Origin of the sequence: Streptococcus mitis, from assembly GCF_946188585.1 — a bacterium.
GTDB lineage: Bacteria > Bacillota > Bacilli > Lactobacillales > Streptococcaceae > Streptococcus > Streptococcus mitis_DG.
This window is the reverse complement of record NZ_CAMHVI010000010.1, coordinates 22,082-38,956: the sequence shown is the minus strand read 5'-3', so window position 1 is coordinate 38,956 and position 16,875 is coordinate 22,082. Positions and strand designations below refer to the sequence as shown.

Genomic DNA, 16,875 nt, shown 5'->3' with positions numbered 1-16,875 from the left:
ATGATTAGTTCCATCAGTGCTGGAATTCTTAGCTTTTTATTAACAATTATTGGTATTCCAGCCTTTATCCAATTTTATAGAAAGGCGCAAATTACAGGCCAGCAGATGCATGAGGATGTCAAACAGCACCAGGCAAAAGCTGGGACTCCTACAATGGGGGGACTTGTTTTCCTCATTGCTGCAGTTGTGGTGAGTTTCCTCGTCGCTCTTTTTTCGAAACAATTGACCAATAATGTTGGTATGATTTTGTTTATTTTGGTCTTGTATGGCTTGGTTGGTTTTTTAGATGACTTTCTCAAGGTCTTCCGAAAGATCAATGAGGGGCTAAACCCCAAACAGAAATTGGCTCTTCAGCTGCTAGGTGGTGTTATTTTCTACCTTTTCTATGAACGTGGGGGCGATATGCTCTCTGTCTTTGGCTACCAAGTGCATTTAGGGATTTTCTATATTATCTTCGCTCTTTTCTGGCTAGTTGGTTTTTCAAACGCAGTCAACTTGACAGATGGTATTGACGGTCTAGCTAGTATTTCCGTTGTGATTAGCTTGTCTGCTTATGGAGTTATTGCCTATGTGCAAGGTCAGATGGATATCCTTCTAGTGATTCTTGCCATGATTGGTGGTTTACTTGGTTTCTTCGTCTTTAACCACAAGCCTGCCAAGGTCTTTATGGGGGATGTGGGAAGTTTGGCCCTAGGTGGAATGCTGGCAGCTATCTCTATGGCCCTCCACCAAGAATGGACTCTCTTGATTATCGGAATTGTTTATGTCTTTGAAACAACTTCGGTTATGATGCAAGTCAGTTATTTCAAACTGACAGGTGGTAAACGTATTTTTCGTATGACGCCTGTGCATCACCATTTTGAGCTTGGAGGATTGTCTGGTAAAGGAAATCCTTGGAGCGAGTGGAAGGTCGACTTCTTCTTTTGGGGAGTGGGACTCCTAGCAAGTCTCTTGACCCTAGCCTTTTTATACCTACTGTAAAAAATAATCTAGTGTTTCGATTGTACTACACGAAAACGGACGATAGTAACGTATGCAGATGGTCTAGTAGAAAATATAAAGTAATCAAAATTTCTAAAATAATGATATAAGCTACTTACTAAAAGTATAATACGAGTTAAGTAATAGAATGTGTCTAATGTCCGATTTTTTTAGAAAATCTAAAAATGATTGAGGAACATTATCATCATGGTATATTTAGTTGGAATCTTGCAACAGAAATTCAAGAAAGTGAAGAGTTCATTGTTCTAAAATTCAAAAAATTTAAAACTGAAATATTTAATATCATGATAGACTAAAAGAGAGAATCAGTGTGATTCTCTCTTTTTTTATTATGTGACGATTAGTCCGTCTCGCTCCTCTAGGAGCGAGACAAAAAACCACCCGCTATGCGGGTGGTCATGATTATATTTTTATAAAGAAATTATTTCTTCTCCTTTGTTAACCAGTAGGTAATTCCAGCTGATGTAATTCCAGAAACAACAACAGCAACAATTACCCATAATCTGTTGTTTTCTACAGAAATAGGCGTAGCATAAGTTTCTTTTTTGGTTTCTATAGGATTTGATAAGAAACTCATAACATTTTGGTTAGTGGTTCCTCCGTCACGGATATTTTTCATAACAGTTTTGAAGGAATCTGCATAATTTCTATTTCCTTGAATAACATTTGCTTCAGTAGTAATCAATTCGTTTGTTGTTGAAACAGTGCGGTCAATATTATCTTTAATCGTTTTAACTTGGCTATTAAATTGAGTGAATTGATCTTTCATTGTTCCAACAGCTTCATGATTCTTGTTAGTTATTTTTGAACTATCAGAAGTGGTAGTAACTAGTGATTCAATAGATTGATACAGTTGCTCAGGTGTCCCAATTTTAACTTTTAATTGGTTGTTGTTTGATTCAGAAGTTGAATTTGTAATTTCAAGTTGTTTTTCTTTTGTTTCTTTCCATACGTTATATTCTTTTGATAAAGATTCAATTGATGCATTATACCAATTTGTTAAATCTGTGATTTTCACTTTGAAATAATTATTTGGTAAATCTGCTTCATTCAATTTTGGTATTTCACTTGTTATTTTTCTTAACGAATCTGAAGTCCCTTGAATTTCGTCGAGTAATTCAAGACCAGATTGTTTAAATTGTGTGATTTGTTTATTTGAAAGTTGCGATTCAATATCTTCACGATTGATATTACCATACATATTATAAACTGAATCAGGTGATAAAGCAGAAAAGTTTATAGAGCTACTGTTTGGATTTCCATAGATTGCTTTAATCATTCCTGCAGCTTGATTAATTTTACTTAATTTATCAAAAATATGTGTTAAATCCTTTTTAACAAGTACATCTGATTCCTCTTTATCACTACGATAGATGGTTTGTTTTATAGGGATTATTGTGTCTCCGATGTGTATCTCAAAAGATATATCATTTTTTCCATAATGTGGCTCAAAAGTATAGGAAATGGTCAATTTATAGGTCTTATCATCAGCAATAACCTGTTCACCATTTACTAATTTAGCATCTCCAGTAACTGAAATTTTAGCCTTAGGTGATATGTATTTTGTTTCAGTTGATGTTTTTGTTTCAGTTGACGTTTTTGTTTCAGTTGATGTTTTTGTTTCAGTTGATGCATTAGAGATTTCAGGTTTTGATTCTACATTTAAAGAGGAAGCATCACTTGGGGTAGTTGAAATAGGGGAAGAAATCTCTGTTGTAGCAGTTTCTTGCCCTGCTTGAGGAAGTTTAACTGTGATAGGGATTTCTTCGGTAATTTTGTCTAATTTATCATTTTCTGTTGTTAAAAATTCAAAACTAGGCAAGCCGGTTATAGGTGTAAATTTTTTATCAAATTTAGAATAGTTCTCAATTAAAGTTAGTTTTGAAGTATATTCATTAACTTGATCAGGGGTTAAGACTTTTAATTTCTGTAATTTAGCAAATAATTCTTTGTAGTCAGACATTTGGATACTAGTTTCTGATAGTGTTGAACGAATCATATCTTGATAAGTGTCAGGTAAAGAATTTTTTACTTGTAGGCTATTGTTTATTTGTGCTGCAAGCGTTGCTTTGGATTCAGAAGTTAAATCCGATTTAGTATCCACTCCTTCTTTTCCAAAGTAAAATAACTCTACTTTTTTCTTCTCTTTTTCTAATTCAGTTTGGAGCTTCTCTAATTCGGTCTTTTTACCATTTGTTTTATCTCGATATTCAGAAATAATTGTATGGTAATTAGAAATCAAATCTTCAAATTTAGTAATTTCTGATTTTTGAGTATCATTATTCTTTCCAAATTGAGATAATGATTTTGATGCAGAATCATTTATATTTTCTACAATTTTAGCAGTTTCTTTATATTGATCTTTTAAAATCGTATTTGTTGTAGAGACATTTTGTTCTGAATTTTCTTTTTCTCTTTTAAAATTCTCTTTAACATCTTGAAGTTTTGTTTGTAAGTCATTACCCGTACTATTTAAAAGTTTTATAACTGATTCGGAGAAATTTTTTTGAAGTTCCTCGAAGGAAGAGTTGTTTTTTTCTAAACCAGAAACTAAATCCATAGTACTAGCAATAGATTGGCTAGCTTGATTGGATGGTGTATAGATATACTGAGAAATTTTAGAGTGTGTTCCTGATTGCTCATTGACAATGTTTTCAACATTTCTTTTCGCATCGTCTAAGTTGTTAATGACACTCGAAAAGTACATTTTGATAACGTTTTGATTGATTGTATTCAGATGTTCTCCGACACGTAACTCTACATTTTTAGATTTGACAGGATCTAGATTCGATTTTGTTTTATATGCTATCTTTGCTCGGTCTGGGTTAAAGCTTTCCAGTTGAGCTATTTTCTCTGAAAATTGTTGTTCTATGTATACAATGACGTCAACAGAACCATTCTCAAATCGATTTTCAGCGACATTGCGAGTCATAACTGTCCATTGGTTTGAGCTATCTTTGGATAATAATGTTGTAAAATCATTCCCTAAATTATACGTGTTCCCATTTAAAGATCCACCAGTGTCTTCATTTACTAAAGCAATATTTAATTTACGGTCATTTACTTTATTAGTTATTGAAACTTCTTGATTTTTTAAGTAAACAAAAGCAGCACCAGAACCGACCAATAATGTTACAAAAATGCTACCACCTATGATTATTTTTTTCATACATAAACCCTTTCATTTATAGTTTATTATATCACTAATGTGAATCTGAAACAAGGGGGCGATTTGAACTATTAAGTTTTAAATTTTCTGGGGTAATAATGGAATATAGTGTAATAAAATGATAGACAAATAATAAAATATATGATAAAATAATAAAAATAAAAATTAAAGGAGAATACTAATGTCAGTAATTAGTTTAACCCCAGAACAGTTACAATCTCAGGCGGCAATTTATCTTAGTGCTAAAGAACAAATTGAACAGGCAGTACAAACTGTTAATCGAACAAATGGCGAAATGGCATCACAATGGAAAGGTCAAGCATTTAATGCTTACCTTGAGCAATACAACCAGTTGTATACACATGTTCAAAAATTTGAGGAGCTTCTAGTGAGCATCAACCAACAATTGAACAACTATGCTCAAACAGTAGCTGAACGTGACCAACAAGATGCACAAAGCTTTGGTTTGTAGTTAATTTTGAGGAGCGTCAGGGGAACTTGACGCTTATTTTTATTTTATGATGAAGAACATTAAAAAGTACCTATTAATTCTTTGTATAGTATTTCCTGTGTTAGTCTATGCAGACGATGGTAGCTTAAAACTTGATACAGATATCATTACAAATAGTACACAGGAAACGGTCAAAAATAGGATAGAATCCAAATATGCTCCAAATTTATTTTTAAATCGTACCCAAAAGGTTGTGGACCAGAAAACTCAAACAACCAAAGAACTTATACAGGGAGCAGAACAGACTATATTTACTGATGGTGAAAATCACTCTATTTATCGTCTAGAAACTACTGTTGTCCAAACATCATTGTTTAATCGATACACTATAGAGGAGAAATCCTCTTTTAAACAAAGGAATTATTCAATTTTTAAGGATTGGATGGGAAATGTATTTACCAGTTTTTTCTTACTGTTTATGGTTTTGTTGGGAGTCTATTTAGGAAGGAAATGGCATGGATTACGAAAAAATAAAGTTAACTCTAGACTATAGAGCAAAACAAATAGATATTCTAGTTTCAAAATCTCTAACTTGGTTAAGATTAGAAGAATTACTAAAAGATACCAAAGTTAGAGAACAGTTGAATTTACCTCTAAATAGTTCGTTTTGTTTCAAGGTTAGAAACAAACAAATCCATATCGAACCAATGGATATCTTGGCTGTTTATCCAGTTAGCGATGGAGATTATATAGAGATTGAGGATGTATCATAGGAGGAAAAAATGTTTGAAGCAGATCGACTAGAATTTGTGAGAGAAGACAATCAAATATCAGTTCAAATTTCTTCATCAGGTTATCGTAGAGAACAACTTGAATTGATTCAAGAATATTGTCCAGTAGAAATAGTACAGAAAGACGGAGTTCTTTCTTTGCAGTATAAGATTCCTGAGTATTTTAAAACTGTTAAAGAAGAAATTTTAGAAAGAACTACGGAACTTGAACGTTTTAGTTTGGCACAAAGTATGTCTGTATTAGTTCGTTCTGAAAATGATTATAAAATTCCGTACATTCATCCTGAAAATATCATTATTTTTGGAAGTAATGTACAAATGTTACACTATGGAATTGAAAAATTACTTGCACCTCAACAGTATAGTTCTGAATTTTATCTAGAATCTTATAAAGCTTTAATGATTTCTATTTTACTACCTAAGATAGATTTTGAACTAGCCATCCATGGGATTGATGCAATAAAGGAAAAGGTGGCACAAGATATTATTCCCTTAGAGAGTGTAGCTGATGTCAATAATTATATTGCAGAAAAGTATGCCAAACTATCAGAAGAGAGTTCAAAAGCAAATTTGTTGGTTAACAAGAAAAAATGGAAGACTTTGTTAATAGGGGGAGCTTTACTTGCTACAACCACACTTGTCTTAAGTTTTGCAACTTATAAATCTATGTTTAAAGATGGGCCACTAAAATCATCAGTCATTATGGCACAATCAAATTTCATGCGAAAAGATTACTCTGAAACAGTTGAATCATTAAAAAATTATGGTACAGAATCATTGCCCAAGGAGGCTAAGTATATCTTAGCAGCAAGTTATGTCCGTTTAGATAGTTTGAGTGATAAGCAAAAGGAAGTTATTTTAAATACGATTACAGAATCAACAGATGATACAATTTTTTCTTATTGGATTTATCTTGGACGTGGAAAATTTGAAAAAGCTCTAGATGTGGCACAAAATATCGGGGACACGCAATTGATTTTACATGCTTATACAAATCTATACGAGTCAGTTAAGGCAGACATCAATATGAACGGTTCAGAAAAACAAAAGAAACTTGAAGAATATGAAAAGAAAATAAAAGAGCTTTCTGCTGAGATTGGAGAAGCTACTACAAATAGTAGTGATACAAAAGCATCTACTGAAACAACAACTCCTAAAGACAACCGAACAAAAGAAAAGAGTGAACGATAAATGAAGGCAAAAAAGCTAGAATATGATCATCAACTGGGAGACCAATTAGGAGAGCTTCATAAACCTCTTTATACCTTGTTGATTGAACAAGATAATCTAGAGAAAATAGATTTGTTTGAAGGACAAAAGGTGAAGGTCGGTACTAACGAGTATACAGTAGAAGGTAGAATAGTCTATCGAAATGGTAAGACCTTAGAAAGAGGAAAATCTGCTTTTGATAAAGAAATTGTAACCTTGTTGGTTCCTGAAGAAGATATTTTTATCAGTTATATTTTCCCGCCACAGCGATTTATTTGTAGCAAGAAAGAATCAGCTGATATTAGTTGGAAAATTTCGAACCAACTTATTTTTTCAAATAATCAAGTACAGGTGACACTTGGGGAATCTCCGATTTATTTAAATGACCGTCTAGTCAAAGAGGGAGGACTTTATCCGTTTGAATTAGGGAACCGAATGAAGGTTTCTAATTATTTTATAGAAAAAAGAAAGAATCAGTGGAAGATTGGATGTCTCTTCGAAGAACCGCAATTAAATAGGAATCAAATTCTGATACAAGAAAAAAATAATGAGTATCCGATGGATTTTCCAGAATATAGAAGGAGTCCCAGAGTTAACCCTATTATCCATAGCGGGAAAATCATTATCAATCAACCTCCTCAACCGATTAGACTCCCAAAAAACTCGCTCATCAGAGCAATTGTTCCAGCTTTAGGAATGTTTACTTTAACTGCATTGAGTTCAATTTGGACAAAAGGTAATCCTGTAATGATGATAGGGATGGGGGGCTTTAGTCTCCTGACAGCAGCGACAACTATGAGTCAGTATTTTGAAGAGAAAAAGGATACCAAGGAACAAGAAAAAAATCGAATTCAAGATTATGAGGCATATTTATTAAAACAAGTATCTGACTTAGAAAAATACTACAAAGAAGAAACTAATATTTTACATTATAATCAACCGTCAATCTCAACCATTACTGAACTGATTGCAAAGTATGATTCAAGAATTTATGAGAGAATGGACTATAATGAAGATTTCTTGCAGGTGTCTTTGGGTTTAGGAGATAGGTTAAGCCAGCTAGAGCTGCAAACAAATTTTGATGAGCAAAGTAAAGATGAAATATCGCAGTTTGCTCGCACAGTCTTGCAAGACTACAGTTTGCAAAAGAAGGTTCCAATTACTGTTAATATTTTTGAAGCGACAGTTGGTCTTGTTGGAAACAGTGAAGTAACTAGAACAGCTGTATATAACATGCTTTTACAGATGGCAATGTTTCACAGCTACTTAGATGTTAATTTTATCAATCTTGTTCAAGAACAAAGATATGAGAAGGATTGGTCTGAGTGGCGCTTTCTCCCACACTTTAATATGCAGGAACGAAATATTCGTGGTTTTGTCCATGATGCCAGAAGTCGTGATGCTGTTCTAAATTCACTTTATCGTATCATTCAAAAACGTTCTCAAATCAAACGTGAAATGGGGGAAAAAGATGCGCGCTTTAAACCCCATTATGTCTTAACGATTATGGATGACTCCCATTTACTTGGCCATAGTTTGAATGAGTATCTAGCCAAAGATTTGACAGAGTTGGGTGTAACAGTCATTTGGGTGAAAGAGGCACGTCGTCTTTTGCCAGAAACTATCACAACTCTAATTGAATATAAGAATCAAAATTTAGGTCAAATCATTAATGATGAAGGTGCCTATAGTGCTCAAACCTTTATTCCCCATCCGCTGTTGGATTGCTATGAAGATTCTATTCGTACTTTAGCAAATCTAAAACACATGGAAGTAGAGAAGAACACGATTCCTAAATCCGTTACCTTTTTGGAACTCTATCAAGTCAGAGAAGTTGAAGAGTTACAGGTTGCGACTAGATGGTCCAAAGCGGATACTTTTAAAACGTTAGCTGTACCATTAGGATTGCGTGGGAAGGATGACCAGGTGGAGCTCAACTTACATGAACGTGCACATGGGCCACATGGTCTTGTAGCAGGAACTACTGGTTCAGGTAAATCTGAGATTCTTCAGTCTTATATATTATCCATGGCTGTAAACTTTAGTCCAGAGGATGTTGGATTTCTTACGATTGACTTCAAAGGTGGAGGGATGGCGAATCTTTTCAAAGATTTACCACATATGCTTGGGTCTATTACTAACTTAGATGGAGCTGCTAGTGCGCGTGCCCTAGCTTCTATCAAAGCAGAGTTACAAAAACGCCAACGTCTCTTTAATCAATTTGGTGTTAATCATATCAATGGATATACTAAATTATATAAGGAAGGCCAAAAAGCTACTGACAAATCAGGTTATCCAGAAAAACCATTACCTCATCTGTTCCTTATTAGTGATGAGTTTGCTGAATTAAAAGAACATGAACCAGAATTTATGACAGAGCTGGTTTCGACAGCCCGTATCGGACGTTCGCTTGGAGTCCATCTAATTCTTGCTACACAAAAACCATCAGGGGTCGTCAATGATCAAATATGGTCAAACTCTCGTTTCAAACTAGCTTTGAAAGTGTCAGATGAGTCTGATTCCAATGAAATAATCAAAACACCAGATGCGGCGAGCATTACTGAACCAGGACGTGCTTACCTACAAGTAGGAAATAACGAAATCTATGAATTGTTCCAGTCTGCATGGAGTGGTGCACAGTATGCCCCACAAACAGAGGGAGTTCAAGAAGTTGTTGATGAACGAATCTGGTTGATAAATGACCTGGGACAATATGAATTGTTATCTGATGACCTATCTAAGGATGAAAATTATATTGCTGATCAGACGGAAGAAATCACGGAACTCTCAGCGGTTGTAAACTATATAGCAAGAGTGAGTAAGACTGTTCCTTTCAATCTGCCAGATAAACCGTGGTTAGAACCTTTAGAGACAGCCATCATATCCCCTCAAACAGATATTCACTGGACCGATGAAAAAGTATTGGCCGTTCCCTTTGCTCGAATGGATATTCCGACAGAACAACGTCAGAAGGATTATCATTTTGATTTGGAAAAAATGGGGCATACAGTTTTCTATGGTTCACCTGGTTTTGGGAAATCCCTAGCTCTTCAAACTCTAGTGCTAAATCTCGCTCGTTTGAATACTCCAGAGCAAGTACAAATCAATCTATTTGACTTCGGAACCAATGGACTCTTGCCACTAAAAGATTTACCTCATGTAGTTGATTTAACAAGGTTTGATGAAGAAGAAAAACTGGTTAAGTTTTTAAAACGTATTGACCAAGAGTTGAAGATTCGTAAGGAGAAGTTTGCCATCTATAATGTAGCAAGTCTTTCTCAATACGAACAAAAATCAGGTGAGAAACTCCCTGCTATTCTTACTATTTTTGACGGGTTTGATACTATAAAAGACACAGCGCTAGAAGAAGCTATTGAAAGTATGATTAACCGCCTCCTACGTGAGGGAGCGAGTCTTGGATGCTATGTGATTTTGACAGCACTCCGCTCAAATAGTCTCAAAATCAGTATGTCAAGCAATATTACCTCGCGCTTGGCCTTTTACCTAGTTGATGAAGGAGCTTCTAAGGAAATTATAGGACGTGATGCTTTAATTCAGCAAGAAATTTTTGGCCGTGCCCAGTTGAAAGAAGATATTCCGTATGCTATTCAGGTTTATCTCCCGATAAGTGGAGAAGGCGATATTGAGCGCCTATATAACTTGGAAGAAGAAGTTAAGCTGATTGCAAGAAGCTGGACAGGAGTTTGCCCAGAACCAATTCCAATGTTGCCAAATGAAGTGACGCTTACACACTTTAGTAATCATCCTAAAGTACTTGAGATGTGGTCAAGGGGTGAATTACCAATAGGATTTGATAAAGAAACAACGGATCCTCAAGGGTTTGTTCCCGATAGAGATGGGTATTTTGAATTCTTATATGATACCCCGCAACAATTGGAATATTGTGAAAATAGTTTGATACAAGGTCTGAACAGATTGGTAAATATTGAAAAAATATTATTAAATACCAACAATAGTTACAAAAAAACAGAAGTATTTGATAAAATAATTGATAGAGATAATATACCTAGTTTCTTTAACGATATTCAAGGAGAAATTGAGAGCCGTCACAATGGCAAAGAGGCTTCAATGATGTACGTATTTATCCCAGAAGCGCATATGCTAGGGGCTTTATTAAATATGAAAATAACCGAGGATGTGTTTAAAAAGATTGTTAGAAATAGCGGAAAAGTTCACATTCATTTTGTATTTATGGGAGAACAACAAGCTATTAGTGTAGGCTACTTAGATGTTGACAAGGTCTTAAAGAGCAATGTTCCTGCTGGATGTGTTGGAACAAGGTTCAAAGATCAAAATATTTCAAAAGTACAAACGAGCTTCAGTGAACCAGTTGTAGCAGAGGATGAAACAAACTTTTTTGTGGGTAGAATGGGTTATCGTTTACGGTTGGTTACAGATAATGGATAGAATCTTTAACATAAGTTGATAAAAAATAAAGGAGATATAGCTATGTCTCGTGATTATAGTTATGAGATTTACTCTTTACGACAACAGATTTCAACAATGTCTGGTGAAAGAGCAGATATATTAAATAAAATTAGTATTCTAAAACAGAATAAGAGTAAAATACAGAGCAAGAAAAGAGCAATTTCAGAACAATTGTCTCAATACACTAATATAAATGGGATGGCTACTTCTAATTTTGTAGGAAATAGAAGAGATGATTTTAATAATAAAATAGAGACGCTAAAAGGGTCGATTTCCCAATGGTTGGAGAATACCCAGAATAATATTGATTTGATTGACCAAAAAATCTCAACCTATACGGCTGAAGCTTCTAATTTAGCGATTGGTATGAATTATGCTAGTCAATCACTAAATACTTATATTTATCTTCAAAGTCAAAATGAAGATTAGATTAAGGAGGAGATTTTATGGGAGAAATTAAAATAGATTTTAATGTTTGGTCTGCTGATGTTGTTTCGTATTCTTCATCAATTGATGCTTTATCCGATGTTTTAAAACCTACCTTGAGTGAGAATGATTTACAACCTTTCCTTAAAATTAATTCAACGATAGATGAGTTAAACAGTTCGATAAAAACATTTAAAAGCAATTCAATAGATCAGACAGGAAACATGTCTAGGGCTGTAGCGAATAAAATGAGTGATGATGCTGCTGGGGCTGCAGGTTTTAGAGGAGGATAAGATGATTTCACAAGAAATGTTATGGGCGCAGTATTTTACAGAGTCCTATCTTGGTTTTAAACCAAATTCACTCATCGATCAAATCGCCAAAGCTATTATTTATAGACCGGATTTATTTAGAACATTGGTTTCAAATTTGTCTCAGAGTGATATGAATTATGAGTACAATCCAACAATTGGAGCAAGTATTGATTTTCGATTCAATAAAGGGGAAGTTATTATCACTCGTCTTGGGGAAACTCAGCTTTTTTCCACATCTGAGTTTATGCGTTTACTTGAATTAATTGATAAAATTTATACAGAAATTCTGCCATTAGGTAGTGTTATTCAAATAAATAGAGAAAAGTTACCCAAAGATGCTCTTGAGGATTTTATGGAAGAAATGCCTATCTATGTATTAATTACAGGGCAACGGGTATCAGTTGAAAATAAATTTTATCTAGATTACACGGGATATTTTTGGCCAAAAGGTTTGATTCAAAATCAAGAAACCTTAGTTATATCCGATGATATGATTGAATCCGTCCTTTTTAGGGGACTAGAGAAGAATGATATTCAGGAACAGCATATCTTAAACCTACGTCGTCAGCTACTTGCAAAAGATCTGGATTCTTATACTTTTCACAATTATCAAATGGAGGCTAGACAATGAAATATAAGCATTCTGAATTGCTGATAGCGCGCGAGGAACTATATCGTTCAAAAAGTGGATTTGAGGATAAGATTTTAGCAGCGCTTCAAGGAACTCGAGAGTTGATTAATACGAGAAGTTTTCGTTCTGCTACCAAAGATGCAATCAATGCGGAGCTAAGCAATTATAACCTGCCCTTATTATATAGTTACCATGATTTAGCTAATGGTTTATATAATGAGTGGGATCGGCTGATGTTACGCTTTCAGGAGTTGGTTGATGAGCATAGTCCTGCTGCTGTCATTGATACGTCAGAATTTTCCGGTTTAAAAAGAGCTGTGGAACAACCGACTCAAGAGATTTTGAACTTGATTGCCCATCCAGACCTGACAATAGCTTACTCTGCAATTGGAGGTATGGTTGGCATCAGCAATCCTTCTACAGCAGATATCAAAAGCCAGAAGGAAGAAGCTCTGCAATCACTTCGTACAACTGAAAGCCAGATGGAGGCATTTAATGGTGAACTGTTGGGGAGCGGTGTGACCACTACCCTCTCCACGATTGCAAGTGGTTTGAGTCGGTCTCGCAAAGCTGTTGGTATGACAGACCCTTATCATAATGTAGCAGCCCTTGCGATTTTTCAGGACACGAAGTTACGGGATCAACAGATCGAGAATTCTAAAGCTCTGCATGAGGAGCTAATCCGTTATATTCGACATTATAATCCAGAAACGGCCTTTGACTTGAGCCAAATGAGTGGGCAGGAACTACAGACCTTGGGTAGAACAATCTCTCTTGCCTCCCATGGGAATGGGGGTAGGAAACCTAAGGAGCTGATTGATTTCTTGAAAGGGCATGAAGTTACGTTTGAGAAGGAGATAACAGTATATGACAATGGTCAACACTATTTCAAGAGCAAAATCCAGATAACAAGGCACTTCAAAGGTGAGACAGCCATTACCTTTACTGCTAAATATAAAGATGGTAAGTTAAGTCCGGAAGGAGAGTATGGTTTTGGAGGGCTGAGTACGGATTTTCTAGATGAAAATGTAAACCTTAAGAGAAAGGTAGCGATTAAGGATTATTCAGTTACAAGTGAGTTCAGTCTAGCAGACAAAATTAGTTCAAGCTATAGTAAACTCGCGCCTAATCTTTCCATTGGCTTTGGCTATAAGAATCGCTCGGTTGAGGTTGGAACTAAGTCAGAGGATGGCTACCGCGTGACTTATGTGAAAGAACATAACCAGGTCAAACAAGACTACGCAACAGTTAAAACGACTAATGAGACGGGGGTAAGAACGGTGGATCATCTCCAAAGGACATTTGACTATGCTGTGGATCATGGAGAACAGATATTAAAAGCGGGGAAAGTAGTAGTTGCTACAGCTTTTGTTATTGGTGCTTTAATTTATGGTGTCACAGTTAGTGCATCTACATTTGGATTTGGAGTCTCGATAGCAGCTCCAGTAATAGCGAGCGCCTTCTTATATTTAAGTTCTACAATGGAGGATAATGGTGAAAGAGATATTAAATAACTATTCGTTGAAAATATCTAGATTTGAAATTCCCAAATTATATAATTTGACAAAAATAGTATACATTTGCTTAATTCCTATAGTTTGCCTATCATTTATAGGCATGGTTGTTGAATTATTTAAAGGTGGGGAAATGAATTTTATGAAATTCATTACTTATACGGTAGTATGTTTTGGGTTTGAGACATTGCTTTCATTAAACAATAAACTGGTTAAATTAGCTGTAGATAATATCTTTTTGACAGATATTAATTTCGACAAGCACATAAATTATTATCATTATGTAGCTGAACACTCCGTTAAGTCTCAACAGCTGTTCAATAATGCAAATTATTTACTAGCTATTGCCCAATCGTCATACTACCAAGGAAAGTTTGAAGAAACACTTGATAATTTGGAACGAATAAATTTTGAGGATAAAAATTTTAATAAGAAATTTGAAATCGAATTATCCACAACTTACTTTAAGATTCTTTCTCTAATCCATGCTGATAAGACAGAGGAAATTTCGCACCAAATCGATATATTAGCTACATTAAAAGTTCGAACAAATCCTCAGGTTGCTAGGAAGACGAATGTAATAAACATAATAAAAGCTATAGAGGATCTTGTTTTAAATAAAAAATCAAACGACTACTTCGACACCACCAAACCAGAAAGTAAGCTAGCTCGAATCATGTTTTCTTATTACGGCGCTCTCAATGCCCAGCTAAAAGGAGATGAGGCTCGTGCTCGTAGTTTGTTTGAAAGCATAGCACATGAAAACTCAGAGCTTTTCTATGTGCAGGAAGCGAAGAAATATTTAGAAGGAGAAAACTGATGTCAGAACGTACAGCTTTACCGATTGGGAGTGTTGTTCGAGTGAGAGAAGGTGTGGAGCCTGTCATGATTGTTAATCATTGTCCAGTTACTGAAAAGGACGGCAAGCAAGGTTATTTTGACTTTGGGGCTGTCAGTCTTCCACTAGGGCTTGTTAATCAAAACATTATCTTCTTTAACAAAGAGGATATAGATGAAGTGCTCTTCTTTGGTTACATCGATCGTCGTTTTCAAGACTTTTTGAGTCGTTATGATGAGGAAGTCTCAAAAATCACCTATGAGCACTTTAGTGTAGATGATTTTAAAAAATGACATACAAATCCTAGAATTCTATTCTAGGATTTTCTATATGATGAGAAAATGTTATAATGAAGATTAAGTAGATATGCAAAATAGTGAAATCGCTACCCTATCAGGTTATGCCTCTCTTCCATATGGGAACACCGCATCGAGAAATTATTATAATCGAACTTGGTTTAAAAACTCAGTTTCAGAGATTCACACAGCTATCCATAGCAACTCCAAAGCTGTGAAGTACCAAAATGCTCTCGCAAAACAGCTTGCAGAGTCTAAGTATAGTGGGACGATAGCTGAAGATAAAGACTTAATAGATGCATTATTTAATGTTTATAAAAACGTCACAACAAGTGATTTATATAAAAATAGTAAAGGCTATAAAAAACATTTAAAATCTATTTTGCCAGCTTTATATGCTGCTTATCGTTTTAAGAAAGATAGATTCGGGAATATAATTGTTTACAAGGATACGACTTTATTTTGGAATAAATTAGATGAATTTTTGAAGCTTAATAAGAAACTTAATCAGAATAAATCCTATGCTATAGCTCTGTATAGTAGTGGTAAGCCTACTAAAGCGTTTGAGTCTTTATTTGCGAAGCTTGGTAATACACGTTATAATGAGGGATTAAGGAATGTTCTAGCTACTTTTGATGAAAATACTAAGATGGTCCACAAAATCGTTAAAGTTGGAGAAAGTCTAGTAAAAACAACAAATAGTTTGTTAAAAGAAGAATTCATCAAAGAAGTGACTTTTAAAGGCGCTTTAAAAAATGTCTGGAAATCTAGTAAAGCTGGTGGAGGAAAAGGCTTAGTTGAGTCTGCTACAGATAGCTTTAAAAATTACAAAGAAGGTTTTAAATCCGCTTCGAAGTTTGGTAAGTTTTTAAAAGGAACTGCAGTTGTTGGTGTTGCTTTAGATGTGGTTGATACTTTTTCGAAAATCCACGATAATAAACAAGAGGCCAAACGTCAAGGATTGAGAGGAAATGAAGTTAATGCCAGTGTGACAACAGGTTTTGTGATAGATGCGGCCAAGGCAGCTGGAACTACTGTTGCAGCAACAGGAGCAGCGAGCGCAGGAGCAGCATTTGCAGGATTTGTAGCAGGGGCGGTAGGCATTGCTACAGCTCCTGCATGGTTAACAGGGGCTGTGGCAATAGGAACAGCAGCTCTTGTTGGATGGGGTCTTAGCGAGCTGGATAAACGCTTTAAAATTACAGATAACCTAAAAAAAGGTGCCAATAGTCTAATTAAAGGCATGAGAGGATGGTTTAAATGATTATTGAAAGAATCAAAAAATATTTTGAGTTTCAAAGAAGTAGAATAAAGGGACCAGTTCCTCTTTGGGGAGTATTAAATGGGATTTTTATTTTATATCCTTTGGCATTTTTGTTTTTTCTTGCAGGAGGATTAGAGGTTCTCAACAATCCCTCTTTGTATCAAACATTGCTTATTACAGGGATTGTTGTTTGGGTTTTAAATCTAGTATTTTTACTAGATCTTAAGCGAGGGATTTTAACCAGTTTTGGAACCTATCTCATGTATTTGACTGGTCATGTTTATACCATTATTGGATTTAGTAGTTTGAGTGGGGACCATAACTTTATTGTTCTAAAGTTATCTCTCCCCCTTATCTACGCGCTTGTAATTATTATCGTCATGAGCTGTTTGGTTGACTTGGACTCTGAAGAAATTATCTCGGAGAAGGCTGGAAAGATTATGCTTAATTTTGTAGTGGGACCGATAATACTTTTATCTCTTTGCTTTATTTTTCTAGCTATCATTTGATATAATTTTTTA

The 16,875-nt window shown here is 35.0% G+C and carries 15 protein-coding genes; 14 read left to right on the top strand and 1 reads right to left on the bottom strand.

What is annotated here, in order from left to right:
• Positions 1 to 981: a phospho-N-acetylmuramoyl-pentapeptide-transferase gene (gene mraY, locus N8M66_RS09000; RefSeq protein WP_261047123.1), complete on the top strand. Its 981-nt coding sequence runs from the start codon at positions 1 to 3 to the stop codon at positions 979 to 981.
• Positions 982 to 1,423: 442 nt separating this feature from the next.
• Here mraY and esaA read toward each other — a convergent pair whose 3' ends face one another.
• A complete protein-coding gene (esaA, locus tag N8M66_RS08995; RefSeq protein ID WP_261047114.1) occupies positions 1,424 to 4,171 on the bottom strand; it encodes a type VII secretion protein EsaA in 2,748 nt (915 codons plus the stop codon).
• Between the two features lie 181 nt (positions 4,172 to 4,352).
• Between esaA and N8M66_RS08990 the strand changes: the two genes are divergently transcribed.
• The 13 genes from N8M66_RS08990 to N8M66_RS08930 all read left to right on the top strand — a co-directional run bounded on the left by N8M66_RS08990 (position 4,353) and on the right by N8M66_RS08930 (position 16,863).
• A complete protein-coding gene (locus N8M66_RS08990; RefSeq protein ID WP_049492928.1) occupies positions 4,353 to 4,643 on the top strand; it encodes a WXG100 family type VII secretion target in 291 nt (96 codons plus the stop codon).
• A 46-nt stretch (positions 4,644 to 4,689) separates the two neighbouring features.
• Positions 4,690 to 5,175: a type VII secretion protein EssA gene (locus N8M66_RS08985; RefSeq protein WP_115904596.1), complete on the top strand. Its 486-nt coding sequence runs from the start codon at positions 4,690 to 4,692 to the stop codon at positions 5,173 to 5,175.
• Entirely contained in the window at positions 5,138 to 5,395 is a 258-nt protein-coding gene (locus N8M66_RS08980; RefSeq protein ID WP_125409815.1) for a type VII secretion protein, read from the top strand. The genes N8M66_RS08985 and N8M66_RS08980 overlap by 38 nt, the downstream gene beginning before the upstream one ends.
• Before the next feature lie 9 nt (positions 5,396 to 5,404).
• Positions 5,405 to 6,604, top strand: coding sequence for a type VII secretion protein EssB (essB, locus tag N8M66_RS08975; protein WP_049492933.1), 1,200 nt, complete (start codon positions 5,405 to 5,407; stop codon positions 6,602 to 6,604).
• Complete coding sequence (gene essC, locus N8M66_RS08970) at positions 6,605 to 11,050, top strand: type VII secretion protein EssC (protein ID WP_261047101.1); 4,446 nt, start codon at positions 6,605 to 6,607, stop codon at positions 11,048 to 11,050.
• A gap of 42 nt (positions 11,051 to 11,092) precedes the next feature.
• Positions 11,093 to 11,500 (top strand): YwqH-like family protein, encoded by a 408-nt coding sequence (locus tag N8M66_RS08965; RefSeq protein ID WP_049492939.1) that lies wholly within the window; start codon positions 11,093 to 11,095, stop codon positions 11,498 to 11,500.
• 17 nt (positions 11,501 to 11,517) lie between these two features.
• Positions 11,518 to 11,790, top strand: coding sequence for a hypothetical protein (locus tag N8M66_RS08960; RefSeq protein WP_261047099.1), 273 nt, complete (start codon positions 11,518 to 11,520; stop codon positions 11,788 to 11,790).
• A gap of 1 nt (position 11,791) precedes the next feature.
• Positions 11,792 to 12,442, top strand: coding sequence for a DUF4176 domain-containing protein (locus N8M66_RS08955; RefSeq protein WP_261047097.1), 651 nt, complete (start codon positions 11,792 to 11,794; stop codon positions 12,440 to 12,442).
• Positions 12,439 to 13,956 (top strand): hypothetical protein, encoded by a 1,518-nt coding sequence (locus N8M66_RS08950; RefSeq protein WP_261047095.1) that lies wholly within the window; start codon positions 12,439 to 12,441, stop codon positions 13,954 to 13,956. The genes N8M66_RS08955 and N8M66_RS08950 overlap by 4 nt, the downstream gene beginning before the upstream one ends.
• Before the next feature lie 103 nt (positions 13,957 to 14,059).
• Positions 14,060 to 14,776 (top strand): hypothetical protein, encoded by a 717-nt coding sequence (locus N8M66_RS08945; RefSeq protein WP_261047093.1) that lies wholly within the window; start codon positions 14,060 to 14,062, stop codon positions 14,774 to 14,776.
• The gene (locus N8M66_RS08940; protein ID WP_125409819.1) at positions 14,776 to 15,087 is read left to right on the top strand and encodes a DUF4176 domain-containing protein; all 312 of its coding nucleotides are present in this window, start codon (positions 14,776 to 14,778) and stop codon (positions 15,085 to 15,087) included. Before N8M66_RS08945 ends, N8M66_RS08940 begins: the two co-directional genes overlap by 1 nt.
• 73 nt (positions 15,088 to 15,160) lie before the next feature.
• Complete coding sequence (locus tag N8M66_RS08935; RefSeq protein WP_261047092.1) at positions 15,161 to 16,354, top strand: hypothetical protein; 1,194 nt, start codon at positions 15,161 to 15,163, stop codon at positions 16,352 to 16,354.
• Positions 16,351 to 16,863 carry a hypothetical protein gene (locus N8M66_RS08930; RefSeq protein WP_261047091.1) on the top strand — a complete coding sequence of 171 codons (513 nt, stop codon included), beginning with the start codon at positions 16,351 to 16,353 and terminating at the stop codon, positions 16,861 to 16,863. Before N8M66_RS08935 ends, N8M66_RS08930 begins: the two co-directional genes overlap by 4 nt.
• Positions 16,864 to 16,875: the final 12 nt, after the last annotated feature.